We start from the raw sequence: 25,465 nt of genomic DNA, 5'->3' as shown, positions 1-25,465 counted from the left end.
CCTTATTCAGTATTGACTGTTTTTATTTACCTTCCGGTGCAAATCGGTTCACCACCGTTTCAACTACCTCTGGTGCGTAACCCAGTTTACGCAAAACTTGTTCCAGCATGTTTACTTTCTTTGCCGTATTGTTGTTAGTCACAACCCAATAGTCGCTATCAGGTATGGCTTTCGGATTGGTACTGCTGCCATTTTCAAGCAAAGCTTCTTTGCTTTTTGCGAAGTAAGTTCTGTTTTTACCCACAATAGACTCAACCTGACTAAAGCTATTCGCGTTGAGTTTGTGCGCTGCACTTAAGATAAACAAGAATTGATCAACGCGCTTGGTGAAGGTTGCAAGCGCATCCTGTGACACCGCATCGACAATATCGTTTTTCTTGTGCGTTTGAATATCTTCTGAAACAGGCGCTTGCGGAGATGGCTTAGCCGTGGCTGCTGCCTTCGGCGTTCTCGCTGGGGCTGCCGTTTTTGTGGGCTGCTTTGGCGCAGCCGCGGTCGTTTTCTTAACGGCGGGTGCAGGCTCTACTGCCTCCGTGGCTTTAGGCGTTTCTACCTTAGGGGCTGCGGGTGTCGCTTGTGGTGTATTTACCGCTGCGCCATCTTCAGGCAACAATAACCTACGAAGAATTTGTGATGCACTCTCGCCAATATGCTTGGTTTGGCTAGCGATAAATGCATATAAATCGTCATCTATTTCAATGCTTTTCATAACTACTTCCTTAACATGAGGCACCATTATAGACAACCCAACTCGCTAACGCAGCACTATTTATGATCTGGTGAGTATTTTATCCATTAGGTGAAAACCGATTCACCTTGGATTTAAGATTATGCGTATTAAACATGACAATAACATGTAACTCAGTGCCAGGACGTTGTAGAAAATACCATGACGATATTCATGAGTGCTTTGCACTTCCCCCTCTTTAGCGGCGAGTAAGCTTTGCTTCCTTGACGTTATTTATGTGTTCATATTGGTGCATCCAAGGCTAATTTTGCACCAAGTTCGAAAAGAGCGGGTGTCCTCGCCTTGTTTCCATCGCAGATATCACAAATACAACCAATTGAAATAAAACGAGTAAATATAAAGTTAATGGCGATGGCATTAATTTCGCTTAGTAATAATCACTTGTACTCGCACTGACTTACAATGACGTAAGTGCTTACATCGATGTAAGTAATAGCGGCTACATGAGGAATCTGCACTGGTCACCCGCAGTACGTGCATTCACAATTTGTTTATTCGGATAAAGACGTCCATAGCACTTTTCTTCATTGAAGAGCGCTGTGGACGTCTTTTTTCGTTTTAGGCAGGTGAAAACGGCAGTGACTTACATTTAACTGAACAACAACAAAGGTAATTAACTATGGCGTATTTACAACCCGCTGAATTTGCCACAAAAATGGTAGATGCAGGTGAAGCTAAAATTTACATGTCTACCCGAGACACTCTCATTCGCGCATTTATGGCTGGTGCTATACTGGCTCTAGCGGCTGTCTTTGCTATTACCGTTGCCGTGCAAACAGGGGTGTTCCTCATTGGCGCCGTTCTCTTTCCCATCGGCTTTTGTATGCTGTACTTAATGGGCTTCGACCTACTCACCGGTGTTTTCATGTTAACGCCACTGGCGTGGTTAGCGAAGCGGCCCGGCGTAACGCCCTCACAAATTCTCCGTAACTGGGGGTTTGTTTTCTTGGGTAACTTTGCAGGCGCACTCACCGTGGCCTTTATGATGTCGTACATTTTCACCATGGGCTACAACGTCGATGGCGGCGCTATTGCCACTAAGGTAGCCAGCATTGGTGAAGCAAGAACCTTAGGTTACGCTGAACACGGCGTGGCTGGCTGGATCACCATCTTTATACGCGGAATGCTATGTAACTGGATGGTGTCATTAGGCGTTGTGGGCGCGATGATTTCAACACATGTAAGTGGCAAGGTGTTGGCAATGTGGTTCCCTATCATGCTGTTCTTCTTTATGGGTTTTGAGCACTCGGTTGTGAACATGTTCCTGTTTCCATTTGGTTTAATCATGGGCGGTGACTTCTCAGTGATGGATTACTTCGTATGGAACGAGATTCCTACAGCCTTGGGGAACCTGGTTGGCGGCTTAGCCTTCACTGGCTTAACCATTTATACCACCCACGTGAAAACTGCACCTAAGCGCAAAATTCCGGTAGCAGGTAAACCTGCGACTAAAGCCGCGGTAGTTTAACGCTCAGATAACCGCCGGCCATTCGCTGGCGGTTTTTACTTATGAAAAACCAACTCACCACACTTACCTACAGCGAATATTCTAGCGCAGGCGCTAAACCAATTAATCAAGATGCCTGTGGCTGTCATATTATTGATGTCGCAGCGGTTACATCAAACCTTAGCCAGCAATTAAAAGGCCATTGCTTTGTCCTCTCAGATGGGATCAGCAGCAGTTCGGTAAGCCAAGTCGCGAGCGACCTCGCTGTGAAAACGTTTTTAGAAAGTTACTATCTCACGCCAGATACCTGGACAGTCATTCAAAGCGCGACCACGGTGATTCGCAATATCAACGCCACCCTTTATCGACGTACTCAAGATAGCCCTTATTGCTACTCGCCAGATAGAGGGTATGTATGTACCTTTTCCGTGATCATTATTAAGGGAAACAACGCCCATATTTTTCACGTGGGCGATGCATGTATTGGTATTTTTAAAGCAGATAATTATGACATTATTACGTCCGCCCACCGCACGGTAGGCGAGCATGGTGGTAGCTTTCTCGCGAATGCCTTAGGGTTCAAATCAAAACTGGATATTGAATACCACAGCATTGGGTTAGAAACAAAAGACACCCTGGTCATGATGACAGATGGCGTGCATGAATTTGTGCCAGCGCATCAATTAGGCGAATTGGTGCTCGGGGAGTCTCTCAATAACACCACTGCCGAACGTATTGTAGATTGTGCAACCGCGAATAAAAGTGATGACAACCTGACTTGTCAGGTGATTACAATTGATCAACTGGCTAACGCGCCGCTCGCGATAGAAGACACCCCACTCCCTTTGGCGAACGCATTAGAGGAAGGCGCAAATTTAGATGGTTACCTTATAGAAAGGTTACTGTATCAATCTGCACGCAGTGCTTTGTATTTAGCTAAAGAGACAAATACACAAGAAAGGTTAGTCATAAAAACCTTAGCCACCGAACTTGCCCAAAGTGAAAAGCAAGTGACGTTATTTAGCCTTGAAGAATGGCTGGCAAAGCGGATAACTAACCCCCACGTGATTAAAAGCCCTCCCCGCAAAACTGCACCAACGCAGCAGTATAGTGTGTTTCAATACGTCGAGGGCCAAACCCTTGCGCAATGGTTAGTTGATAACCCTACACCGAGCGTCTCTCAAGTGCGGGATATTGTGGAACAGATAGCCAATGGCTTAAACGCTATTCACCGTGAAGGTATTTTGCATCAGGATATTCGCCCAGAAAACATCATGATAAATAGCGCCGGTAAATGCACGATTATCGACTTGGGCGCAGCCTATGTGGCAGGAATAAGCGAGTTAAACCAAGACGAAAATGGCGATCAACACGTACTAGGTACCGCCACTTACAGTGCGCCTGAATATTTTCTCGGTGATACCGGCCGAGAAGTCTCTGATTTATTTTCATTAGCGGTACTTACGTATTACATGCTCAGTGGCCGATTTCCTTATGGCACAAATGTGGCCAAGGCGCGCACGATTTCAGCCCAGCAGCGTCTGCGCTACCACAGTGTGTTGTCACCGCATCGAGAAATCCCCCCTTGGTTAGACGATACACTTAAACGGGCATTGCAGGTGAACCCAGACAAACGGTTTCAGGTTATCTCTGAGTTTGTTTACCACCTTTATAACCCTACATCGTCTTACTTAAATAAAGGCCGTTTACCCCTTATCGAAAAGCACCCTATTCGTTTTTGGCAGGGCTTGTGCCTTGCTTTAGTCATAAGTCATTGCGTCACCATAATTTTGCTGAGCTCGCAGTAAAGCTCTTTAACAACATAGAGGAAATATTATGATTACCAGCCGAACCCAAGTTACCGATATGATCCAGTCAGCAAAAGTGCTCAAGGGCATTAAATGGCGTCAAGTTGCTGAGGTTGTTGGACAGTCGAAGGAATGGAGCACCGCGGCCTGCCTTGGTCAAATGGCCATGACAAAAGAACAAGCGACCGCCGTTGGTGAGTTATTTGAGTTAACCGACGAAGCTGTCGCTTGGTTACAGATAGCCCCCTATAAAGGTTCGCTACCTACCGAAGTGCCTACCGATCCACTTATTTATCGTTGGTATGAACTCGTCAATGTGTATGGCACCACATTAAAAGAACTTATTCATGAAGAGTTTGGTGATGGCATCATGAGTGCCATCGACTTTTCCATGGACTTACAGCGAGAAAACGACCCAAAAGGCGACCGTGTGAGCGTGGTGATGTCGGGTAAATTCTTACCCTACAAAATGTATTAAACGGATTGCCTTGGCCAAGCAATAGCGCATCTTTATCTATTGTTTGGCTAGAAATCTAAGACCCATTCGCTAGAGCAATAGGGGTGCGGTAAACCGTGTAGGACGAAAGCGCCCTAGTGTTGCCACGCTGACAATTTGTGAACGAGGCCGTTTTTTACTGCCGGCCATTCGTTCGCAATAATTGAAAACACCACCGTATCTCTGATAGAACCATCGGCAAGCACTTGATGACTGCGCAATATACCGTCTTGTTTTGCACCCAGTCGAGCAATGGCAGTACGAGATTTTTGATTATGCCAGTGAGTTCTAAACTCCACCGCTATGGTATTTAGCGTTTCAAACGCGTGGGTTAGCAGCAATAACTTACACTCCGTGTTTACCCAAGAGCGCTGAAAACTTTGTGCATACCAAGTATACCCAATTTCAACACGGCGATGATGGCGGTCTGCATTGCACAAACGCGTTGAACCTATGAGGGTATTACTTTGTTTATCAATCACCACATACGGCAGCGAAAGGCCTAAGCCTTGTTGCTCGAGCGCAGTATCAATGTAGGAATCAATAGCGTCCTCATTTGGCACAGAGGTAAACCACAACTTCCATAGCTTACCGTCAGAAGCCGCCTGTAATAGCGCATCTTTGTGCGTAACTCGCATTGGCACTAGCTTAACCTTATTCGATTCTAGCGCTGTTTCTATTAACTGCATGAACCTGTCACCGCGTTGACACTGAATACCGTAACTTATCGTGGCTTGGAATACATCGTCAAGAAACGTGACGTAGTCAGTGTTTAGTTTTCTAGAAAATTTTGCCGTCAGTATGAAGGAATACTAGTAAAAGTTATTCAGCGATTTTATTGCACCCACAAAAAAGCCGGTCATTCGACCGGCTTTTACAATGCTTAAGCAGTAAGCGAGATAAACTCCCTCAACGGTAAGGGCTAATTACTTAGCCGCTTTACGCGCTTTAGCTTCTTCAATCACTTTGTCAGATACGTTCTGAGGACATGGTGCATAGTGGCTGAACTCCATAGAGAACTGACCACGACCTGATGTCATTGTACGTAGTGAACCGATGTAACCGAACATTTCTGATAACGGCACGTCAGCTTTAATACGAACGCCTGTTAGGCCAGCTTCTTGGTCGCTTAGCATACCACGGCGACGGTTAAGGTCACCGATTACGTCACCCACGTGATCTTCCGGCGTGAATACGTCAACTTTCATGATTGGCTCAAGAAGTTGTGCACCCGCTTTCGGGATTGATTGACGGAATGCGCCTTTCGCTGCAATTTCGAACGCGATTGCTGATGAATCCACTGCGTGGAAGCCACCGTCAAATAGCTCTACTTCAACATCAAGTACTGGGAAGCCAGCAAGAACACCTTCGTCCATCATTGACTTGAAGCCTTTCTCAACCGCAGGCCAGAATTCTTTAGGTACGTTACCACCAACAACGGTAGATTTGAACGTAAAGCCTGAGCCTTGCTCACCTGGCTTGATGCGGTAATCAATCTTACCAAACTGACCAGAACCACCAGACTGTTTCTTGTGCGTGTAGCTATCTTCAACTTCTTGCGTGATAGTTTCACGGTAAGCTACCTGAGGCTGACCAACGATAAGGTCTACACCGTAAGTACGCTTAAGGATGTCTACTTTGATGTCTAAGTGAAGCTCACCCATACCTTTAAGGATGGTTTCACCAGAGTCTTCGTCAGTTTCAACCTGGAACGATGGATCTTCTGCAACCATTTTACCGATAGCAATACCCATTTTCTCGTTACCGCCTTTATCTTTAGGCTGTACAGCAATCGAGATTACTGGCGTTGGGAATACCATTGGCTCTAGGGTTACTTTATCCTTCGGATCACACAGAGTGTGACCAGTTTGAACATTCTTCATACCCACGATAGCGATGATGTCACCCGCTTGTGCGCTGTTTAGCTCAATACGATCATCAGCTTGCATCTCTACCATACGACCAACACGCTCAGTCTTACCTGTGAACGAGTTCATGATGGTATCGCCTTTGTTCAGCTTACCTGAATAGATACGTACGAAGGTTAGTGCTCCAAAACGGTCATCCATGATCTTAAACGCTAACGCTTTAAACGTTTCGTCAGCAGATACGATGGCGTGCTCACCAGTTTCGTTACCTTCTTCATCCATCAGTGGCTGAGGGTCAACTTCTGTAGGCGCTGGTAGGTAATCAACAACAGCATCAAGTACGAGTTGAACACCTTTGTTTTTGAATGCAGAACCACAGTATGTTGGGAAGAACGCAAGATCACGAGTACCTTTACGGATACAACGCTTGATATCTTCAATAGAAGGTTCTTCACCTTCCATGTAAGCTTCCATTAGATCATCGTCTTGCTCTACAGCAGTTTCGATAAGTTGCTCATGGTATTCGTTAACTTTGTCTACCATGTCCGCAGGAACATCTTGGATTTCATAGTTTTCAGGAAGACCTGTGTCATCCCAAACGTAAGCTTTCTTAGTAAGTACGTCTACAACACCTACGAAGTCATCTTCAATACCAATTGGTAGTGTCATAACTAGTGGCACCGCACCAAGTACTTTACGTACTTGCTCAGTAACACGGTAGAAATCAGCACCCATACGGTCTAGTTTGTTAACGAAGATAATACGTGCAACTTCTGATTCGTTAGCATAACGCCAGTTGGTTTCTGATTGTGGTTCAACACCACCAGAACCACAGAATACACCGATACCACCGTCTAGTACTTTAAGTGAACGGTAAACTTCAACGGTAAAGTCAACGTGTCCGGGAGTGTCGATTACGTTGAAACGGTGATCTTTCCAGAAACAGCTAACCGCTGCAGACTGGATGGTAATACCACGCTCAGCTTCTTGTTCCATGAAATCAGTTGTTGATTCACCATCGTGAACCTCACCAGTTTTATGGATTTTACCAGTAAGCTTCAAGATACGTTCTGTTGTGGTCGTTTTACCCGCATCTACGTGGGCAAAAATACCAATATTTCTGTAATGAGATAAGTCTGACATTAGTTCACTTTCAATTGGTTCAGAGTAAAAAAACGGCTGGATTATAAGGATTTCTGTACCAAATTTACACCTTTTTTAGCACAAACAGAAAAATCGTTTGCACAAAACCAAGCCACCATCAATTCTTTTTCTTAAGTATCAGCAACTTACTAAGTTATGATACTTTTTTTAAAATAACAAAATCACACCTCATCTTCTGAAGTGCGAATAATTGTTACTGTTACTTCATCTCTGTCGTGGTAGAGATGCCTCACCTTTACCGAAAATGCATCATTAAGCGCATCTAAACGGCTTACCAGCAACGATATGGCCTGAGTTACGGTTTCATAACGTCGCTTCATTGGTAGCTTCAAATTAAAAATGGCGTGGGTGGCCCAATGCTTTACCAGCCAATCCCCCATTAATTTAGCTACTCTGTCGGGTTGTTCAATCATATCACATACAAGTAAATCTACACGACCAAATTGTGGTTTATACGCAAACCCATCGGCTGCATGATGTTCAACCAACCCTGTAGCCATTAAGCTATCTGCAATTAAACCGTTATCAATCGCTTCTACGTACATGCCACGTTTCACCAATTGATAGGTCCAGCCCCCGGGGCACGCCCCTAGGTCCACTGCCCGGCCGCCACTGCGCAATACGCGCGTTTGCTGTTTGCTGCTAAGCATATTCACCAGCGCGTCTTCAAGCTTTAGGGTGGAACGACTTGGTGCATCACTTGGAAACTTAAGACGACATATACCTAAGTGATCCTGACTGGCATAGTTGGGTAGGGTATAGCCAATAAAACAGTTTTCAAATGATTCGAAGAAAATATGCAATTTTGGCTTACCCGCATTTTCTTTTGCCGTAAGCCAACCTGCTTTGCGCAGCGCCTGGCGTAAGGGAACCGTAAATTTACGACAAAACTTTGCCAGTGTTTTTCCGTCTTCTGTATCAGGGTACTCCACATCGATGGCACCAAAAATAGAATAGGGTAATTCACCTTCTTTTAGTGCTTCTAAAACTTGCCCCACCCTGTCGTCTTTTTCAATATCCTTCATTGCACAAAACACCGCCACGAGTTGGCGAGGAAAGATACTTTGACTCACAGCAAACTGCGTAATTGCATTTTCTAACTGGGTGTCGTCATACAGATGATATAACGCAAACCCACTTTGTTTTTTCGATACCGGGTACCCATAAATTGCAGCTTCGCCATATCGGGTGGTTAGCTCATTCGCCGTATCGTTTTCGTAACCCGGCCTACAATAGGCAAGTACGCTTGTATTACTCATGTCGGTTGCCTTTATTTCGTTTGCCTGTTTGCTTATTTCCTTTCAAAAGCGCCACCACTAACATTCCCCAACCGGTGATAAAAAACACCCCGCCTAACGGAGTTATTGGGCCAAACCATTTTGCACCAGTCATCGCTAGCGCATAAAGGCTTCCGCTAAACATCAGGCAACCGAGGACAAAACACAAAGCGACGGGATTGAGCCATCGGCTATGTGAGTACGTGATTAACGCGGGTAAAGCGAGAATAGCTAAACCGTGATACATCTGATAGCGCACCCCAGTTTCAAAGGTAGCTAAACTTTCTGGCGATAATACCTGCTTAAGCCCGTGAGCGCCGAAGGCGCCAAGAATAACAGCCAGCGCCGCTAGCGCGGCGCCTATTACCAAGTAATACCGGGAAAAGGTTGAATAAGGATCGGTATGTAAGTTCATTTTTGACACTTGTATTAGATAAGTCGGGAGATGAAATCAACACAAAGCTTGGCAGCGTAAACCATGTGTTCGTGTTGTGTTTTTCCGCTCGCTTTGCGCGGTTTAAAGCTATGATCGCCATCGGCTAAAAACACGCAATCAATGCTTGCGGGCAAAGTGTAATTGAGCACTTCTTGTTCGGTGCCAAAGGTATCTCTTTCACCTTGAATAATGAGCATGGGCTTTGTCAGCGTTGGCATATGGGCAATGCGAGTTTTCTCAGGTTTACCCGGAGGGTGAAATGGATAACCGAATACCATCGCGCCTTGTATCTCGTCATGTTCTTGGTACAGCATACTGGCCATTCTGCCCCCCATTGATTTGCCGCCCACAAAGGTGGGTAAACTACTATGGATATTTTCAGTGATATGGGTAATAACCTCGGCAAAATGCGCTAGCAATTTGTCTGCTTTGTCTGGCGGTCGGCGTTTGCCCGTTTCCTTCATCTGCTGCATGTAAGGAAAGTTAAATAACACAACTTCTATGCCTCCGGCGACCAAATGAGAGGCCATCTCTTGCATAAAAGGGTGCTCTTTCCCTTCCCCAGCACCATGAGCCAAAATGAGCCTAGCAATGGGCGTTTGCGGTGACTTAACGTCTATATCGACGATACTGCTTTTATCGATAGTCATTAAACATCCTCTTGTTCTTCTTCCACCAGCGCCAAGATCCAGTCTCTAAACGCGGCGATTTTACCCAACTCAGCCTGGGATTCTTCACACACTAGATAAAACGCATCACGACTTTCCACGCGTTCTTCGAACGGCATAACGAGGCGTCCTGCTTCAATTTCAGGGCGAGCAAGTATGGTATTACCCAACGCAATTCCCTGCCCCAAGGCGGCCGCCTGAAGTACCAACATTGAGTGGCTGAAAACAGGCCCGTGATTCACATTAACGCCAGTAACGCCAACATGCTTTAACCAATTTTTCCAAGCGGAGCGACTTAAATCATGAAGCAGCACGTGATGGCGTAAATCTGCCAAACTGGCCAACGGCTTAGGACTATTAAATAACAAAGGCGAACAAAGTGGCGTTAAAAACTCGCGATGGAGCTTATCGGCTTGTAAACCGCTCCATCGCCCTTTGCCATAATAAATGGCCACGTCCACGTCATCTTCTAAAAAGCCCTCATCAAAATCCACGGCTTTAATGCGTACATCGATGTCTGGGTGGGCCAAACTAAATTTATTGATACGGGGGACTAACCATTGGCTGGCAAAACTTGGCGGCATAGCCACTGTTATCGCCCCCTTGCTGCCCTTCGCAAGAAGTCTTTCTGTCGCCTCTTGCAAATGCTTAAACACATCTTTTAGTTCAAGGAAATATGCTTGACCTTCTTCCGTTAACAGCAACGTCCGATTCCGCCGTAAAAAGAGTTTCATTGATAAGAAATCTTCAAGGGCTTTAATTTGATGACTAACAGCAGCCTGGGTGACAAAAAGCTCGTCTGCCGCTTTGGTAAAACTTAAATGACGCGCGGCGGCTTCAAAGGCTTTAAGCGCATTTAGAGGGGGGAGTCTTCGGTGCATGCTGCCCTTTTAAACCTACTATGACCATTTGGTTAAATATACATTAGATTTTCTAATGAACACCCATACATTTACTCGTTTTATTTTTGCTCAATAAGTGTCTATTATTTACGCAAATCTTGAAAGAGTTAATATATTTCAAAACTTTACAAGGTTCAATTGTTAAACAATTTAACAATTAATACAAACTTTTATATAAATTAAATTAGGTGTGAATTATGAAAACCATGAAAAAATTACTTGTCGCTAGCGTCTCTGTTATGGCGTTTGCTAGCGCCGCTGCGAATGCTAACGTAGAACCAGAAAAGATCAATCTTGAATCACTTATTAATGATGCAATGATCAGCATCAACATGGCAGACGTTTTGCCAAAAAATGATGCGCATATTGTAGTGAAGAAACAATCCACCATGATGTTGAACGAACAAACTCAAGAAGCGTTGCATAAAAACCTACTGGCCATGGCTAAGGCTAAAAAGGACGCACAGCTTTTAGTCGAAAGCGAATAAGTCGACATCACACCTGATTGGTATGCCAGCACTTCCTGTGCTGGCATTCACCATGATGCTTACATTCAAGTATTGCTCGTATCGAGCGGTGCGAAACCTTTTACCAATTCATCTAATGCTTTCATTTGTTGCAAATACGGTTCTAGCTTCGCTAACGGCAACGCGCATGGTCCGTCACATTTTGCTTCATCAGGGTTCGGATGAGCTTCAATAAATAAACCTGCTAACCCTAATGCCATTCCACTTCTGGCGAGCTGCGCTGCCTGCGCACGTCTTCCATCCGCAGAGGTTGCACGCCCTCCAGGCATTTGAAGTGCATGGGTAGCGTCAAAGATCACAGGCGCATAACTTTTCATTGCATCCATGCCCAACATATCAACCACCAAATTGTTGTAGCCAAAGCTGGTACCACGTTCACATAAAATCACCTTTTCATTTCCCGCTTCACCCAACTTAGCGATGATATGGCGCATTTCGTGAGGCGCAAGAAATTGTGGTTTTTTAACGTTAATGACATTGCCGGTTTTCGCCATAGCCACCACTAAATCCGTTTGGCGAGCGAGAAAAGCAGGTAGCTGAATAACATCGACAATTTCAGCCACTGGCGCGGCCTGATGTGGCTCATGCACATCCGTAATCAATGGCACATTAAAGGTAGACTTTATTTCTTCAAATATACGTAAGCCTTCTTCCATACCTGGCCCGCGGTATGACGTGACAGATGAACGATTAGCCTTATCAAATGAAGCCTTAAACACATACGGTATTCCCAGTTTTTGGGTAACCTCTGCATAGTGCTCAGCGATTTTCATCGCTAGATCTCGTGATTCTAAAACGTTCATTCCACCAAACAAGACAAAAGGTGAATGATTCGAAACGTCAATATCGCCTACGCGAATGACCTGATTAGACTCTGACATAGTGTTTACGTGTGTCCTGTAAAGTTTAAAATAATGGCTGCTTAGTAACAGCAACCATGGCCGTCGTCATAAGTACACCTAAGGCAGCAACAAAAGCCACCCATTTCCCCACCGAAGTTTTTGCTTTTTTCAGGGCAATAAGGCCTAACACAATATAACCAATGACCCCGATAACTTTATACGTAAGCCAGGCGTTAACAATGGGGTATTGAGATAAGATGAAACATAACCAAATGGCGCTTGCCAGCAAAATAGTGTCGATAATATGAGGGAGAATTTTCACCCATTTTTTATTAAGTGCTGTGCTGTCAAACTGAGACCAAATAAATCGGAATATAAAAAAGAGAATGCTTAATCCCACAGCGGTTAAATGGAGGTGCTTAGCCATCATGTACATAAATATTGTGTCCTGTTCGTTTTCATTATTTTTAATCTACGTATTATACGTAGTCTGGCACATCTGGGTATTGCTTTTGTATAAGCATGAAGTCATCAATGTGGTCGATGAGGTATTCAACCAGTCTAGGGTCAAAATGCTGCGCTTTTTCCTGCTCCAATACGCTGATGACTTTTTCCACCGGCCACGCATCTTTATACGGCCGTTTGTTCACTAAGGCATCAAAAGCATCCAGCAAAGTGGCAATTCGGCTTTCCAGCATAATATGTTTCGTTGATAAGCCGTCGGGATAGCCTTGTCCGTCCCAACGCTCGTGATGTTGCTTAGCTAGCGTGGCTGCCAGCTGGATAGTGGGACGCGTAGAATCTTTTAAAATTTGATAACCAAACTCAGCGTGTTGGCGAATGGCAAAAATATCTTCATCGCTCAACGGTGCTGTCTTTTGTAAGATGGTTGCCGGTACCCGTGAGTTACCCACATCGTGTAATACAATGGCTTGTTTAAAAACGTGCACTTCCGATTCTGATAAACCTATGCCCTGTGCCAGCACTTCTGCCATTTCTGCCATACGAGTAAGGTGGTGACTGCCTTGCTCTTCATGCTCCATGGCTTTACCCAAGCGTTCTATTATCTCCCGCTGAGTTTCCTCCACATCCATGGTTTTAAGTACATTATCAAAAGCCAGTTGTACGCTATTTGAGAAACGTTTAATCAAATGCTTGTCACCTTCACCGATGCGCCTCGGTAGCCCCGATAAGTAAAGTAATGCACCGTTCTGGGTTTTGCTATTACAGTAGGCCACCACGTGATCTTCAGCATAGACAATTTCCCGTGTCGCCATGGCACGCTGGCACAGCTCATATTCGGTACGCGACACAGCGTCTTTTAAGGGTACGCCTTCTTTCTCTGCGTATTCACCATTCCCGGCAAAGACATAAAGTTGGTTGGTTTCTGTGCGATGCATTCGCTTTGGTGCAGCTTGCGGGGTGGCGGCGACAGCAGTGGTTATGTATGCTGCATCACGGGAGCATCCCAGTATAGAGGCCAACTGCTGAATAATACCCTGCATGAACTTTTCCAGGGAGTTCGACGAAAAAAGATCGACTGACGCATCGATAATTTTTTCAAGACCCGCTCGGTTCTCTTCAATAACCACGATGTCACGATAAGAACGCAGTGACGCAATAATGACCGTGAAGAGTTTTTGCGCTGTCAGTTCAGTCTTTGATTTATAATCATTAATATCATAATTAATGATTACATCTTTTTCTGGCGCTTGCCCCGGTTGCCCGGTTCGCAGGATAATCCGCGTAAAATGATTATCTAATTCGTTTCGAATGTAGTCGGCAACCTTTAATCCCGCATCGTCGGTTTCCATCACCACATCTAACAAAACCACTGCAATGTCATTATTTTCGCGAAAGCATTGCTTCGCTTCTTCCCCACTGTACGCACTAACAAATGTCAGGGTTTTACCGTTGAGAGAAAAATCATTTAAGGCAAGCTTGGTGACGGCGTGAACCTCAGGTTCATCATCGACAATCAAGATTTTCCATGCACCTAAATCTTCTTCTATCTCATCATCATCTTCATCGATGAAAAGCAAGTCATCACTCATTAAAACATCCTGTTAGGCATTGGGTATAGACGAAATACTAATGCAAATAAGATTATTCGCAAGTTTGCCAATAGCCTACGGTGACTCTATCGAGTTGGCTATAGTCTTGATGTGTCTCAATATTGACAAATCCGCGCTGGCCAAATAGCGCCCTTATGGCGTCACCTTGGTTAAAACCATGCTCAAATGCCAGCAGGCCGCCTTCGTGTAAATAGCGGGGCGATTGCTGAATAATATGGCGAATATCATCGAGGCCGTCGTCTCCAGATGTCAAGGCTGAAGAGGGTTCAAACCTTACATCACCTTGATGTAAAAAAGGGCTAGATAATTCAATATAAGGCGGGTTAGAGGCTATGATGTGAAAACGTTGACCTTCAAGTGCGTCAAACCAGCTACTCTGCTTAAACACCACATTACTGATATTATTCCGCGATGCATTTTCCTTTGCCAGCGACACGGCCTCAGGTATAAGGTCAACGCCGGTAATGCGGGCATCGGGTAATTCTGATGCCAGGGCTAACGCGATGGCGCCGGTTCCGGTTCCCAAATCACAAATAGACAGTGGTGATGAACCAGAAAACTGTGACATATTGGCAAGCACCTGTTCAACAAGCACTTCCGTATCTGGGCGAGGAATAAGGGTATGCTTGGAGGTGGCCAAGGTTAACGACCAAAAATCCCGAGTCCCCGTTAGATAAGCTACAGGATAACCCTGTTTACGCCGTTCAATAAGTGCTTGGTATGCACTGAGTTCAGAAGCAGTGAGTGTGTTGTCTGGCCATGTAAACAAATAGGTTTGCGTTTTGTCGAGTACATGGCACAGCAACACTTTAGCATCCACAGACGGAGATTCCCCTCCTTCAAGGGCAATCACCGCCTGTTTCAAGGCTTCATCAATGGTGATCATTACTCGTCTGACAACGAGGCTAATAAATCGGCCTGATGTTCTTGCATGATAGGATCAAGCAATTGCTTTAAATCACCTTCAACCACTTCATCTAAGCGATAGATAGTGAGGTTAATACGGTGATCAGTAACACGCCCTTGTGGGAAGTTATAGGTGCGGATACGTTCAGACCTGTCGCCACTCCCAACTAAGCTCTTACGGGTTGACGCTTCTTCAGCTGCACGCTTCTCTTCTTCAATTTGATTAAGACGCGCTTGCAATACCGACATCGCTTTAGCCCGGTTTTTATGCTGCGAACGCTCATCTTGACATTCTACCACCAACCCTGTGGGTAGGTGAGTAATACGAATGGCTGAGTCAGTTTTGTTAACGTGCTGACCACCCGCACCCGAGGCCCTGAAAGTATCGATGCGTAGATCTGCTGGGTTTATCTCGATGGCTTCTGATTCAGGCACTTCCGGCAGTACTGCCACAGTACAAGCTGAAGTATGAATACGCCCCTGAGATTCGGTTTCAGGCACGCGTTGCACACGGTGACCACCAGATTCAAATTTTAAAACGCCGTATACGCCTTCACCGCTAATATTAGCCACCACTTCTTTGTAGCCACCATGCTCACCCTCGTTTGCATTCACAAGTTCTACACGCCAGCCCTTGCTCTCGGCGTATCGACTGTACATACGGAATAAGTCGCCGGCGAAAATGGCGGCTTCATCCCCACCGGCACCGGCACGAATTTCTAAAAAGCAGTTGTTATCATCGTTAGGATCGCGAGGCAGGAGTAGTACTTGAAGCTCAGTTTCTAGACGCTCTATTTCGCCTTTTGCCTCTTTCATCTCTTCCTGCGCCATTTCACGCATTTCAGCGTCGTCTTCGTTCATCATTTCTAGCGCAGATTCGAGCGTTTCCTGCGCTTGCTGATAGGCATTAAACCCAGCAACAACGCCTTCTAATTGACTGAACTCTTTCGACAAATTACGAAACTTATCCTGATCGCCAATCACCGCTGGGTCGCCTAATAACGCCTGAACTTCTTCGAAACGCTCAACCAGGTTTTCGAGCTTTCTGACCACCGACTCTTTCATATTTTTCTTTTTACCTTATTTTTTAATATCTGACGTGGTGTCAGATAGCGATAATGCTTGCCCTAACCAGCGACTTAACGCTGGGTCGTCGTGCATTGCGGCCTCTCTTAGCGCCAATGTGGTGGGATGTAGCAAGGTATTGGTAAGTTTATAGGCCATTTCCGTTAATACTGACTCTGCATCTTTACCTTCGCCTAATTGCACAAGGGCTTTTTCAACTAATTCATCCCGATGCGTTATCCCTTTTTGACGATACTGCCTAACCAAATCAATAGACTGTTGAGATTGCTTCCAGCCCATGTAGTCGCTAGCCTGCTTTTCAATCAGCTTCTCTGCTTCTTGTGCAGCTTGCTCTCGGTTAGCAAGATTCTTCTGAACAATATGCTGTAAATCGTCCACTGTATACAAATAGGCGTCGCCGAGCTCGTTCACTTCAGATTCAATATCGCGAGGAACGGCTAAATCAACTAAAAACATTGGCATGTTTCTACGTTGTCTCAACGCTTTTTCAACCATACCTTTACCTATTAAAGGCAGCTGGCTCGCAGTAGAACTAATGACAATGTCAAAATCTTTTAAGTGTTCAGGCACCTGTGACAATGTAAATACACTGGCATCTAAGCTTTCTGCGAGGGCCTCTGCTCTTGCCACAGTGCGGTTGGCTACAGCCAAACAGGTCACACCCTGCTCTTTCAAGTGTTGCGCCACAAGCTCAATGGTTTCCCCGGCACCCACCAATAACACAGAACGTTTAGGTAACTCTGCGAAAATATGCTTGGCAAGTTGCACGGCCGCGTAAGCCACGCTCACGGCATTGGCCCCTATTTCGGTTTCACTGCGCACCCGTTTAGCCACAGAAAACGTGTGCTGAAATAGTTTGTCAAATTCGCTACTTACCATGCCTGAATGCTTGGCATCGCCAAAGGCTTGTTTCACCTGCCCCAGTATTTGAGGCTCACCTAAAATAAGTGAATCTAAACCACTGGCTACACGCATAATATGCTTTACAGCGTCATCTTGACTCAAGATATAACTGTTTTTCTCAATTTCATCTACGTCGAGGTGATGAAACTCTGATAGCCAAGATAACAGTGTCGTGGCAGAGTCATGTTGAGCATTGACATATAACTCCGTTCTATTGCAGGTAGACACAATCACCGATTCATTAACCCCCTCTAACTTTTTTAGGGACGCAAGCGCTTCCACCAGTGAATCTGGTGTAAAAGCCACTTTTTCGCGAAGTGCGACGGGGGCAGTTTTGTGGTTAATACCAAGGGCGAGTAGTGTCATTAAAATCTATGCTGGCAACGTCGGAGCGGCATTGTACGAAAAAGCCAAAATGATTGAAAGTGTTGGTGAAACTGTGTTCCCATAAACTGATAGAATTATTATAGACAAATATCATGACTCGACATTTACTCTTTTTGCTTATTATGTTGCTCACCGTGAGCGCCTGTACGGTGACCCCAGACGGCCCACAGCACGCGGTAAACCTTAGCGCGCAGCTACAGCAGGTGGCAAAAGTGCAGCAGTGGGAATTGCGCGGAAAGATGGCCTTCAGGCAAGGTAAAGAAGCGGCCAGCGCTAACATTTCGTGGAAAACAGATGGCGACGATTTTAATTTTCAATTAACCAATTTACTTGGCATTACCCTAGTGCACTTGGTGGTTGATGATGATCTGGCCACTTTAGAGGCAGACGGTAAAACCTATAAAGACGCCATCCCTGAGCCACTGATTTACTACGCTACCGGAATGGCGATCCCCGTGGCGCCTTTATTATCATGGATTAAAGGAATGCCCTTGGCGAATGACAGTTATCAGTTGAATGACAAAGGTCTACTCGCCTCTCTGGAAAGTCAATGCAATGCCTGCGAAGGCTGGCAAGTCACTTATGGGAATTACGGTAACGTGGCCACGCCCACAGGTGGAGATATTTGGTTACCGCATGCAATAACCTTAACACAGGAAAGCCCGTTACCGATTAACGAGGCACCAAGTAATAAACCTGTTACCACTGTTTTAAAAATAAAAATATATCAATGGACATTACCGTGACCGTAAATAAAGACTGGTGGCCATCACCGGCAAAATTGAATCTCTTTTTACATATCTTAGGGCGATACGACAACGGCTATCACAAGTTGCAAAGCCTATTTCAAATGCTTGATTATGGCGACAAGCTCGCGTTTGATATCAACCATACAGGCACTATTGCCATGTCGACGCCCTTAAAAGGCGTAAAAGACGAAGATAATTTAATTATCCGCGCCGCTAAATTGTTGGCCGCGCAGACGAAAACTAAGCTGGGTGCCCACATTAGTCTAGAAAAATGCCTCCCTATGGGCGGCGGTATTGGCGGCGGCTCATCCAACGCAGCAACCACCTTAGTTGCCCTAAATGCCCTTTGGGGTACAAGGCTATCTGTCCATCAACTCGCTGATATTGGCCTACAACTTGGTGCCGACGTGCCCATTTTTGTACGTGGCGAAACCTCTTTTGCCGAAGGCGTAGGAGAACAAATTACGCCTGCCCCACAGCCTGAACAATGGTTTTTGGTGGCTAACCCCAATGTACATATTAGTACCGGCGAAATATTTACTGCACAAGAATTAACCAGAAATACCCCATCAATGGATTGGGCCGACTATAAATTCGAAGAAACTCGAAATGATTGTCAGCAATTAGTCGTTAATCGCTATCCGGAAGTTGCAAAATTATTACAGTGGTTGGTACACTACGCACCGTCGCGAATGACGGGCACGGGTGCTTGCGTATTTGCGCCTTTTTCTGATGAATCTTTAGCCAATGATGTTCAGGGTAAATTACCCAGTTCATGGCAGAGTTTCGTGGCAAAAGGTGTTAATCGCTCACCGCTATTAGAAAAACTAGAAAAATACAATAGTGTGAACGCCACATCGGACACGAACTAAAAATTGGGGTATAGCCAAGTTGGTAAGGCAGCGGGTTTTGATCCCGCCATTCGTAGGTTCGAGTCCTGCTACCCCAGCCAAACCTCTTTTATCAACGCACTGAGGAACCCACTTGTGCCAGATATGAAGCTCTTTGCAGGTAATGCCGTACCAGAACTTGCCCAGAAAGTTGCCGATCGCCTTTATACCAAACTTGGAAACGCCAAAGTTGGCCGTTTTAGTGACGGTGAAATCAGCGTAGAAATTCATGAAAACGTCCGTGGTTCGGACGTTTTTATTATCCAGTCTACCTGTGCACCCACTAACGATAACCTAATGGAACTGATTGTCATGATTGATGCGCTTCGCCGTGCATCAGCAGGTCGTATTACCGCGGTCATTCCTTATTTCGGTTATGCACGCCAAGACCGTCGTGTTCGCTCAGCAAGGGTGCCAATTACAGCAAAAGTCGTGGCCGACTTTTTGTCAAACGTGGGCGTAGATCGTGTTCTTACCATCGACCTTCACGCAGAGCAAATCCAAGGTTTCTTCGACGTACCTGTAGACAACGCATTTGGAACGCCCATTCTGCTTGCCGATATGGTACAACGCGACTTTGCTGATCCTGTTGTTGTTTCCCCCGACATCGGTGGTGTTGTGCGCGCTCGGGCAACCGCTAAGCTGCTTAACGATGCCGACCTTGCCATTATCGACAAACGACGCCCTAAAGCGAATGTTGCGCAGGTAATGAATATCATTGGTGATGTTAATGACCGCGACTGCATTATAGTAGACGACATGATTGATACCGGTGGTACACTAGCGAAGGCCGCTGAAGCTTTGAAAAGCCATGGCGCGCGCAATGTTTACGCTTATGCGACCCATGCTATTTTCTCTGGCAATGCAGCGAATAACCTTAAAGAGTCTGTGATTGACGAAATTATCGTTACCGACTCTATACCGTTAGCCGCTGACATGCAGAAGATTGGCAAAGTAAAACAGCTTACCTTGTCTGAAATGCTGGCCGAAACCATTCGCCGTATCAGTAACGAAGAATCTATATCAGCGATGTTCGAATACTAACGTTGAGTTAGTGCGTTGCTATATTTATAGCAGCTATATCGCTGATTGATGACCAATAAAAAGCGAGCTATTAAATAGCTCGCTTTTTTGTTTTGTAGCCCTGCATAAATAACGGTTGAAGATTAATTTTCCAGCGCTACTTTTTGCACACTTAGCCATTTTTGCTTATAACATCGCGAAAATTAATGGCGCCAATTAGCAACATAACATTGTTGGTTTTACCCAATTCATGAGAAATTTTGAAAACTTTACAGGCTCTCGGTTCCATTCCCACTTTCCTTTTTACCACGTCATTGTCAGGTCTGCTGGGTAAAGGGCTTCTCGCTCATAAACAAAAACAGCCTCGTAAGAGGCTGTTTTATTTATTCAAGTGAATTGGCCATTAGTTTTTCGGCTCAGGGTCCACTTCTTCTTCATCTTCATCTGGCATATCGATGTCTACCACGGGTACTTCAACTTCTTTAGTTTCCGTACGTACGTCAACATCGGCGGTGTCTACGTCGTATTCAGGCATGTTACCGCCCTCGACATCGATATCTGGCATTTCGCCATCATCTTTTTTTACCACATCATATTCAGGTAATTCACCCCCGTCTGCATCCACGCTGGGCAATTCACCTTCTTCTGTTTTATTTACATCACAGGCACCGAGTGCAAGGGCTACAGCCGATACGGCAAATAGTTTATAAAGTTTAAGCATGTCTCTCTCCTTAACGTTGCTTATTAAAATACTTAACTTAAGATGGATAAAGCACGACGCATGCCAAGCTAACAACACACGTATATACAAGGGTAAAAAAATACCCTATTGAGTCAGCCGGCGATGAATGAGGCTTTCAATCAGACGCGATTCATTTTATGGTCACGTTATAGACAAAGAAGGATTTTCATTATGATGACGCTTCCCCGCAATCGGTGGCTTATTTCTGTTACCGCCTTATTGTTTACTGTTTCATGCTCTGGTGATGATGAGGCAAAAAACGGAAAGTCGGCCGACAAGACAGTCGAAAAGCATGTGCCCAAACTTCACGATGCTGAACCGTTAAAACCTGAGTCACTGAAACCTTTGGAGAACGCCCCCGTGACTCCCCTTCCTCAACAAGGTCATGAAATGAAAGAAGAAGTGACGCTTACAGGATCTATTTTTTATAAATCGCTAGAAGGTGGCTTTTATGCCTTTGTATCAGAAGACGGAAACCGCTACACCTTGCATGGGTTAAACGAAGCATTTCAACAGAACGGGTTAATTGTTGAAATCAGCGGCCACCCAAAACCTGACATGATGACGACCACTCAATACGGCACTGTCTTACAGGTAAACCACGTGAAGGTACTGGACGCGTCAAGAGTAATAGGTAAAGACGGAAACCCCACTCATTAGTGAATTTAGTTAGGGTTAGCGTGTTCATCTTGGGATTAATCTAGTTTGAACTCAAATCACCCCATTTTTGCCTGGCTAATAATTGTAAGTTTTAAATACTAGTGGTAGAATTCGCCGCCCTAAAAATTTGGGGACGCTCATTATTCGCTGTTTTAAATTAAAAACGGTCGGTAATGTTAGCGACAATCACCGTGAGTTTTGGTCGCAAAAACTCACACCATTACATTTATTTTTGGAGACATATAATGTCTGACGCTATTTTTAACCTAGACGCTTCTATTCGTACAGACCTAGGGAAAGGTGCGAGCCGCCGCCTACGTCGCGAAGAGAAACTTCCTGGTATCATTTACGGTGGTGAAGAAGCACCTGTTTCTATCACGCTAGATCACAACAAAGTAAACAATGCTGCTGACTTTGAAGCGTTCTACTCTCACGTTCTTACACTTAACGTTGACGGTAAAGCGACTGAAGTACTGGTTAAAGACATGCAACGTCACCCGTACAAGCCAAAAATCATGCACATCGATTTCCAACGTGTTGTTGCTGGTCAAGACGTTCACACTAACGTACCTCTTCACTTCGTAAACGAAGAGAAGTCTGCAGCAGTTAAAGCTGGCGGTATTGCAGAGCACCACGTAACTGAAATCGAAGTAACTTGTCTACCTAAAGATCTTCCTGAGTTCATCGAAGTAGATATGGCTGCTGTTGAAATGGGTCAAACCCTTCACCTTTCAGACCTGACTCTACCTGCTGGTGTAGCTTCTGTTGAGCTTGCAAAAGACGACGAAACTCACGACCTTGCAGTAGTGACTGTTAAGCCTGCGCCTAAAGCAGCTGACACAGAAGAAGGCGACGAAGAAGCTGCTTCTGAGGAATAATCAGCTTGTCTGATATTCGTCTTATCGTGGGCCTGGGTAATCCAGGCCCCGAATATGAAAATACCCGACACAATGCCGGTGAGTGGTTTCTCAACCAACTAGCCGACACCTACCATACCCCACTTAAACCAGAATCAAAGTTTTTCGGTAAAACTGCACGCATAACAATGGCGGGTAAAGATATTCGTTTGCTCTATCCCACCACCTTTATGAATAAAAGCGGTCAAGCAGTCGCCGCCCTAGCAAACTTCTATCGAATAGAACCAGAACAAATTTTAGTGGCATTTGATGAACTTGATTTGCCTCCTGGGGTAGCCAAATACAAAATTGGCGGTAGCTCTAGCCAAAATGGCGTTAGAGACATTGTGGCTAAATTAGGTAACAATAAAAACTTCTTGCGTCTGCGTATAGGCATTGGACACCCTGGACATAAAAGTCGGGTTACAGGCCACGTATTAGGCAAGCCGCCAGCGGACGAAAAAACAGCCATTGAAAGCGCCATTGATGAAGCGGTTCGATGCACTGAGTTACTGTTAAAAGAAGACTTAAAACAAGCGCAAAACCGGCTTCATTCGCACAAAGCGTAAATTGCCAGATTAACTATTTCTAGACAAGGGTCCATCACATGGGTTTTAAATGCGGTATTGTTGGCCTACCAAATGTAGGTAAATCAACGCTCTTTAATGCACTCACAAAGGCAGGTATTGAAGCGGCCAACTTTCCTTTTTGTACTATTGAGCCAAACACAGGCGTTGTACCTGTTCCGGATCTTCGCTTAGATAAACTTGCAGAAATCGTTAATCCACAGCGTGTTATTCCTACCACAATGGAATTCGTTGATATTGCTGGATTAGTCGAAGGCGCATCAAAAGGTGAAGGCCTAGGAAATAAATTTCTTGCTAACATTCGTGAAACAGATGCTATTGGTCATGTAGTACGTTGTTTTGACGATGAAAACATTGTGCATGTTTCTGGAAAAGTCAGCCCGCAAGACGACATTGATGTTATTAACACAGAACTTGCATTAGCCGATTTAGAAACAACAGAAAAAGCACTACACCGTGTGGCTAAGAAAGCCAAAGGCGGAGACGCAGACGCTAAATTCGAATTAAAAGTGCTTGAGAAAATTAAGCCTCATTTGGATGAAGGCGAATTATTGCGCTCGGTTGAGCTAAGCAAAGAAGAATTAGCTGCCATTAGTTACATGAACATGCTGACGCTTAAGCCAACCATGTACATTGCCAACGTAGATGAAGACGGGTTTGAAAATAACCCCTATCTAGACATGGTAAAAGACATTGCTTCAAAAGAGAATGCCGTTGTGGTTGCTGTTTGCGCCTCAATTGAGTCTGATATTGCAGAACTCGATGACGAAGAGCGTGACGAGTTTATGCAAGATATGGGGTTAGAAGAGCCAGGCCTGAACCGCGTTATTCGAGCGGGCTACAACCTGCTTACCTTGCAAACCTACTTTACTGCAGGCGTAAAAGAAGTACGCGCGTGGACCTTCCCTGAAGGTTCAACAGCACCACAAGCCGCTGGTAAAATTCATACCGACTTCGAGAAAGGCTTTATTCGTGCTGAAATAGTCAGCTACGATCATTTCGTCGAGTTCAACGGTGAGCAAGGTGCAAAAGATGCGGGCAAGTGGCGATTAGAAGGTAAAGACTATATCGTTAAAGACGGCGATGTCATTCACTTTAGATTTAACGTTTAATCAATGTGATTTGCAACTGAGCAGCGCCAACTAAACCTAATAGAGAAAGCCGATACTCGCGTATCGGCTTTTTTGTGCTTTAGATACAGCTCTCGTTAAGAAGGGGCGAGAATTGAATTCTACGCTTTTTCAGCACGCTTTCGATTACTGAATCCTACTACACCTAATGCACACCCCATCATAATGAAAGTGCCAGGCGCGGATACATCTACCACATCGTAGTTGTATACCAGTGTTGAGCGTGCCGTAGCGTCTGCAAAAATCTCAGAAGTCACATCACCACCACTAAACAGCGCTTCTAGAACTGACGTGGCGTCTAACCCCAACGACACGGTTCCATTACCTATAAACTCACTGAGTATAGCTTCGTCAGTCACTGTTTCAGAGGCGGCATCCGTGTCGCTAAAAAATGCGTATGTCACACCAGATGTTCCAGAAAAGTCAGTGGTGCCGTCATAAGTTTCTGCGAGAAAGGAATCCGAAAAGCTTGGGTTTACCGTTAATAATGCGTTATTTGATGGTGAACTTAACGTAAGGGCAACCAATGCGGAAAAATCGATATCTGAACGGGCCAGACCATCTTCATTTTCTGCTTGCGCTTGCCCCATTATTTCGCCATCGAGGGTAAGGACAGCCGAGGTTAGTACTCGGGTTCCCCCCATAGTGTCGAATTGTTCGAAAAAGAAAGTGTCAAAATTAGGGTTTACGCCTGGTGTGCCAAAGTCTTGCACGCCATCTTCACCTAACCCCCCACTACTGTTATAAAAATCAACGAAGTCCACTTGCGCATCCGTGGAACCACTGCCAATAATTGTGGCTGCATTAAGCGCTCCACTCACTAAAAACCCCGTTAATGCTAACGTACCTATTCCTAACCGTTTATCCATATGTTTTATCTCACTTTTTTACAAAGAAAACGTCCCTTCTCTGTATTAATTCAGCAAGACCTATGCCGACAGCCACCTTACTAAAAATAGATAAAATAGTTATAAAACAGTAAGTTAAAACAAAACCCCTCCCATCAAATGGCCCCCCTACCAAGAGAATGATCTACACCCTAAAATAATTTCAATCGTTGTATAAACATTACAAATAATACATGGTGAGCAAAATGATAGTGCGTGAGCTGTAGTTGATTATGTAGTAGCGAAAGAGTATCAAAGTTGGAGGATAGCTATGTGGCAGGCATAAAAAAACTGGCCATCAAGGCCAGTTCTTTTTTTGATAATACTAAGTCACTTCTCTAAATAGTGAGAAGCTATAATA

General features: G+C 45.0%; 26 protein-coding genes and 1 tRNA gene. 12 read left to right on the top strand and 15 right to left on the bottom strand.

Features of this window, described 5'->3' with window-relative positions:
• Window positions 1-22: 22 nt before the first annotated feature.
• Complete coding sequence (seqA, locus tag EP13_RS07545; protein WP_044056761.1) at window positions 23-709, bottom strand: replication initiation negative regulator SeqA; 687 nt, start codon at window positions 707-709, stop codon at window positions 23-25.
• Between the two features lie 658 nt (window positions 710-1,367).
• Between seqA and EP13_RS07540 the strand changes: the two genes are divergently transcribed.
• Genes EP13_RS07540 through cynS form a run of 3 tightly spaced genes read left to right on the top strand, consistent with a single transcriptional unit; the run spans window position 1,368 to window position 4,481 of the window.
• Complete coding sequence (locus tag EP13_RS07540) at window positions 1,368-2,216, top strand: formate/nitrite transporter family protein (RefSeq protein ID WP_044056760.1); 849 nt, start codon at window positions 1,368-1,370, stop codon at window positions 2,214-2,216.
• A 41-nt stretch (window positions 2,217-2,257) separates the two neighbouring features.
• Window positions 2,258-4,003, top strand: a complete 1,746-nt coding sequence (locus EP13_RS07535) for a bifunctional protein-serine/threonine kinase/phosphatase (RefSeq protein WP_044056759.1) — start codon at window positions 2,258-2,260, stop codon at window positions 4,001-4,003.
• Between the two features lie 28 nt (window positions 4,004-4,031).
• Window positions 4,032-4,481, top strand: coding sequence for a cyanase (gene cynS / locus EP13_RS07530; protein ID WP_044056758.1), 450 nt, complete (start codon window positions 4,032-4,034; stop codon window positions 4,479-4,481).
• 113 nt (window positions 4,482-4,594) lie between these two features.
• Here the strand turns inward: cynS and EP13_RS07525 are convergent, their stop codons facing one another.
• From EP13_RS07525 to EP13_RS07500, 6 genes are all read right to left on the bottom strand, one after another.
• On the bottom strand, window positions 4,595-5,188 hold the full coding sequence (locus tag EP13_RS07525) for a GNAT family N-acetyltransferase (RefSeq protein ID WP_044056757.1): 594 nt from the start codon (window positions 5,186-5,188) through the stop codon (window positions 4,595-4,597).
• A gap of 237 nt (window positions 5,189-5,425) precedes the next feature.
• A complete protein-coding gene (fusA, locus tag EP13_RS07520) occupies window positions 5,426-7,510 on the bottom strand; it encodes an elongation factor G (RefSeq protein ID WP_044056756.1) in 2,085 nt (694 codons plus the stop codon).
• Between the two features lie 182 nt (window positions 7,511-7,692).
• The gene (gene rlmM, locus EP13_RS07515; RefSeq protein WP_044056755.1) at window positions 7,693-8,790 is read right to left on the bottom strand and encodes a 23S rRNA (cytidine(2498)-2'-O)-methyltransferase RlmM; all 1,098 of its coding nucleotides are present in this window, start codon (window positions 8,788-8,790) and stop codon (window positions 7,693-7,695) included.
• Window positions 8,783-9,223 carry a DUF423 domain-containing protein gene (locus EP13_RS07510; RefSeq protein ID WP_044056754.1) on the bottom strand — a complete coding sequence of 147 codons (441 nt, stop codon included), beginning with the start codon at window positions 9,221-9,223 and terminating at the stop codon, window positions 8,783-8,785. Before EP13_RS07510 ends, rlmM begins: the two co-directional genes overlap by 8 nt.
• Window positions 9,224-9,237: 14 nt before the next feature.
• Complete coding sequence (locus EP13_RS07505) at window positions 9,238-9,894, bottom strand: alpha/beta family hydrolase (RefSeq protein ID WP_044056753.1); 657 nt, start codon at window positions 9,892-9,894, stop codon at window positions 9,238-9,240.
• Complete coding sequence (locus EP13_RS07500; RefSeq protein ID WP_044056752.1) at window positions 9,894-10,793, bottom strand: transcriptional regulator GcvA; 900 nt, start codon at window positions 10,791-10,793, stop codon at window positions 9,894-9,896. The genes EP13_RS07505 and EP13_RS07500 overlap by 1 nt, the downstream gene beginning before the upstream one ends.
• 218 nt (window positions 10,794-11,011) lie before the next feature.
• On the opposite strand from EP13_RS07500, the gene EP13_RS07495 reads away from it, so the two are divergent.
• Window positions 11,012-11,302 carry a hypothetical protein gene (locus EP13_RS07495; RefSeq protein ID WP_231401142.1) on the top strand — a complete coding sequence of 97 codons (291 nt, stop codon included), beginning with the start codon at window positions 11,012-11,014 and terminating at the stop codon, window positions 11,300-11,302.
• 65 nt (window positions 11,303-11,367) lie between these two features.
• Here EP13_RS07495 and kdsA read toward each other — a convergent pair whose 3' ends face one another.
• From kdsA to hemA, 6 genes are read right to left on the bottom strand one after another with little or no spacing between them, the layout of a single operon-like run.
• On the bottom strand, window positions 11,368-12,222 hold the full coding sequence (gene kdsA, locus EP13_RS07490; protein ID WP_044056751.1) for a 3-deoxy-8-phosphooctulonate synthase: 855 nt from the start codon (window positions 12,220-12,222) through the stop codon (window positions 11,368-11,370).
• A 25-nt stretch (window positions 12,223-12,247) separates the two neighbouring features.
• Window positions 12,248-12,619 carry a SirB2 family protein gene (locus tag EP13_RS07485; RefSeq protein ID WP_044056750.1) on the bottom strand — a complete coding sequence of 124 codons (372 nt, stop codon included), beginning with the start codon at window positions 12,617-12,619 and terminating at the stop codon, window positions 12,248-12,250.
• A gap of 43 nt (window positions 12,620-12,662) precedes the next feature.
• On the bottom strand, window positions 12,663-14,237 hold the full coding sequence (locus tag EP13_RS07480; protein WP_044056749.1) for a DUF3369 domain-containing protein: 1,575 nt from the start codon (window positions 14,235-14,237) through the stop codon (window positions 12,663-12,665).
• Between the two features lie 52 nt (window positions 14,238-14,289).
• Window positions 14,290-15,141 (bottom strand): peptide chain release factor N(5)-glutamine methyltransferase, encoded by an 852-nt coding sequence (prmC, locus tag EP13_RS07475; protein ID WP_408605304.1) that lies wholly within the window; start codon window positions 15,139-15,141, stop codon window positions 14,290-14,292.
• A gap of 2 nt (window positions 15,142-15,143) precedes the next feature.
• Entirely contained in the window at window positions 15,144-16,229 is a 1,086-nt protein-coding gene (gene prfA / locus EP13_RS07470; protein WP_044056747.1) for a peptide chain release factor 1, read from the bottom strand.
• A gap of 15 nt (window positions 16,230-16,244) precedes the next feature.
• Entirely contained in the window at window positions 16,245-17,519 is a 1,275-nt protein-coding gene (gene hemA, locus EP13_RS07465) for a glutamyl-tRNA reductase (protein ID WP_044056746.1), read from the bottom strand.
• A gap of 113 nt (window positions 17,520-17,632) precedes the next feature.
• Between hemA and lolB the strand changes: the two genes are divergently transcribed.
• The 4 genes from lolB (at window position 17,633) to EP13_RS07445 (ending at window position 20,223) form a co-directional block, all read left to right on the top strand.
• Window positions 17,633-18,286 carry a lipoprotein insertase outer membrane protein LolB gene (lolB, locus tag EP13_RS07460; RefSeq protein WP_044056745.1) on the top strand — a complete coding sequence of 218 codons (654 nt, stop codon included), beginning with the start codon at window positions 17,633-17,635 and terminating at the stop codon, window positions 18,284-18,286.
• Entirely contained in the window at window positions 18,271-19,161 is an 891-nt protein-coding gene (ispE, locus tag EP13_RS07455; RefSeq protein WP_044056744.1) for a 4-(cytidine 5'-diphospho)-2-C-methyl-D-erythritol kinase, read from the top strand. Before lolB ends, ispE begins: the two co-directional genes overlap by 16 nt.
• Before the next feature lie 4 nt (window positions 19,162-19,165).
• A tRNA-Gln gene (locus tag EP13_RS07450) sits at window positions 19,166-19,241 on the top strand.
• A 43-nt stretch (window positions 19,242-19,284) separates the two neighbouring features.
• On the top strand, window positions 19,285-20,223 hold the full coding sequence (locus EP13_RS07445) for a ribose-phosphate pyrophosphokinase (protein ID WP_231401321.1): 939 nt from the start codon (window positions 19,285-19,287) through the stop codon (window positions 20,221-20,223).
• A gap of 382 nt (window positions 20,224-20,605) precedes the next feature.
• Here EP13_RS07445 and EP13_RS07440 read toward each other — a convergent pair whose 3' ends face one another.
• Window positions 20,606-20,923, bottom strand: a complete 318-nt coding sequence (locus EP13_RS07440) for a hypothetical protein (protein WP_044056743.1) — start codon at window positions 20,921-20,923, stop codon at window positions 20,606-20,608.
• Window positions 20,924-21,115: 192 nt separating this feature from the next.
• Here EP13_RS07440 and EP13_RS07435 point away from each other — a divergent pair, with 192 nt between their 5' ends.
• The 4 genes from EP13_RS07435 (at window position 21,116) to ychF (ending at window position 24,199) form a co-directional block, all read left to right on the top strand.
• The gene (locus EP13_RS07435; RefSeq protein ID WP_044056742.1) at window positions 21,116-21,604 is read left to right on the top strand and encodes a hypothetical protein; all 489 of its coding nucleotides are present in this window, start codon (window positions 21,116-21,118) and stop codon (window positions 21,602-21,604) included.
• Window positions 21,605-21,849: 245 nt separating this feature from the next.
• Complete coding sequence (locus tag EP13_RS07430) at window positions 21,850-22,482, top strand: 50S ribosomal protein L25/general stress protein Ctc (protein ID WP_044056741.1); 633 nt, start codon at window positions 21,850-21,852, stop codon at window positions 22,480-22,482.
• A 5-nt stretch (window positions 22,483-22,487) separates the two neighbouring features.
• On the top strand, window positions 22,488-23,069 hold the full coding sequence (gene pth, locus EP13_RS07425) for an aminoacyl-tRNA hydrolase (protein ID WP_044056740.1): 582 nt from the start codon (window positions 22,488-22,490) through the stop codon (window positions 23,067-23,069).
• Between the two features lie 38 nt (window positions 23,070-23,107).
• A complete protein-coding gene (ychF, locus tag EP13_RS07420; protein WP_044056739.1) occupies window positions 23,108-24,199 on the top strand; it encodes a redox-regulated ATPase YchF in 1,092 nt (363 codons plus the stop codon).
• Between the two features lie 119 nt (window positions 24,200-24,318).
• Here ychF and EP13_RS07415 read toward each other — a convergent pair whose 3' ends face one another.
• Entirely contained in the window at window positions 24,319-25,086 is a 768-nt protein-coding gene (locus EP13_RS07415) for a choice-of-anchor E domain-containing protein (protein WP_044056738.1), read from the bottom strand.
• Window positions 25,087-25,465: the final 379 nt, after the last annotated feature.

The organism is Alteromonas australica (assembly GCF_000730385.1).
GTDB lineage: Bacteria > Pseudomonadota > Gammaproteobacteria > Enterobacterales > Alteromonadaceae > Alteromonas > Alteromonas australica.
The sequence above is the reverse complement of the archived record's forward strand: the minus strand, read 5'-3'. Positions and strand labels throughout refer to the sequence as shown.

Coding starts and splice junctions, on each gene's coding strand:
- seqA (WP_044056761.1), bottom strand. CDS start 709: ATGAAAAGCATTGAAATAGATGACGATTTATATGCATTTATCGCTAGC.
- EP13_RS07540 (WP_044056760.1), top strand. CDS start 1,368: ATGGCGTATTTACAACCCGCTGAATTTGCCACAAAAATGGTAGATGCA.
- EP13_RS07535 (WP_044056759.1), top strand. CDS start 2,258: ATGAAAAACCAACTCACCACACTTACCTACAGCGAATATTCTAGCGCA.
- cynS (WP_044056758.1), top strand. CDS start 4,032: ATGATTACCAGCCGAACCCAAGTTACCGATATGATCCAGTCAGCAAAA.
- EP13_RS07525 (WP_044056757.1), bottom strand. CDS start 5,188: ATGCAGTTAATAGAAACAGCGCTAGAATCGAATAAGGTTAAGCTAGTG.
- fusA (WP_044056756.1), bottom strand. CDS start 7,510: ATGTCAGACTTATCTCATTACAGAAATATTGGTATTTTTGCCCACGTA.
- rlmM (WP_044056755.1), bottom strand. CDS start 8,790: ATGAGTAATACAAGCGTACTTGCCTATTGTAGGCCGGGTTACGAAAAC.
- EP13_RS07510 (WP_044056754.1), bottom strand. CDS start 9,223: ATGAACTTACATACCGATCCTTATTCAACCTTTTCCCGGTATTACTTG.
- EP13_RS07505 (WP_044056753.1), bottom strand. CDS start 9,894: ATGACTATCGATAAAAGCAGTATCGTCGATATAGACGTTAAGTCACCG.
- EP13_RS07500 (WP_044056752.1), bottom strand. CDS start 10,793: ATGCACCGAAGACTCCCCCCTCTAAATGCGCTTAAAGCCTTTGAAGCC.
- EP13_RS07495 (WP_231401142.1), top strand. CDS start 11,012: ATGAAAACCATGAAAAAATTACTTGTCGCTAGCGTCTCTGTTATGGCG.
- kdsA (WP_044056751.1), bottom strand. CDS start 12,222: ATGTCAGAGTCTAATCAGGTCATTCGCGTAGGCGATATTGACGTTTCG.
- EP13_RS07485 (WP_044056750.1), bottom strand. CDS start 12,619: ATGTACATGATGGCTAAGCACCTCCATTTAACCGCTGTGGGATTAAGC.
- EP13_RS07480 (WP_044056749.1), bottom strand. CDS start 14,237: ATGAGTGATGACTTGCTTTTCATCGATGAAGATGATGATGAGATAGAA.
- prfA (WP_044056747.1), bottom strand. CDS start 16,229: ATGAAAGAGTCGGTGGTCAGAAAGCTCGAAAACCTGGTTGAGCGTTTC.
- hemA (WP_044056746.1), bottom strand. CDS start 17,519: ATGACACTACTCGCCCTTGGTATTAACCACAAAACTGCCCCCGTCGCA.
- lolB (WP_044056745.1), top strand. CDS start 17,633: ATGACTCGACATTTACTCTTTTTGCTTATTATGTTGCTCACCGTGAGC.
- ispE (WP_044056744.1), top strand. CDS start 18,271: ATGGACATTACCGTGACCGTAAATAAAGACTGGTGGCCATCACCGGCA.
- EP13_RS07445 (WP_231401321.1), top strand. CDS start 19,285: ATGAAGCTCTTTGCAGGTAATGCCGTACCAGAACTTGCCCAGAAAGTT.
- EP13_RS07440 (WP_044056743.1), bottom strand. CDS start 20,923: ATGCTTAAACTTTATAAACTATTTGCCGTATCGGCTGTAGCCCTTGCA.
- EP13_RS07435 (WP_044056742.1), top strand. CDS start 21,116: ATGATGACGCTTCCCCGCAATCGGTGGCTTATTTCTGTTACCGCCTTA.
- EP13_RS07430 (WP_044056741.1), top strand. CDS start 21,850: ATGTCTGACGCTATTTTTAACCTAGACGCTTCTATTCGTACAGACCTA.
- ychF (WP_044056739.1), top strand. CDS start 23,108: ATGGGTTTTAAATGCGGTATTGTTGGCCTACCAAATGTAGGTAAATCA.
- EP13_RS07415 (WP_044056738.1), bottom strand. CDS start 25,086: ATGGATAAACGGTTAGGAATAGGTACGTTAGCATTAACGGGGTTTTTA.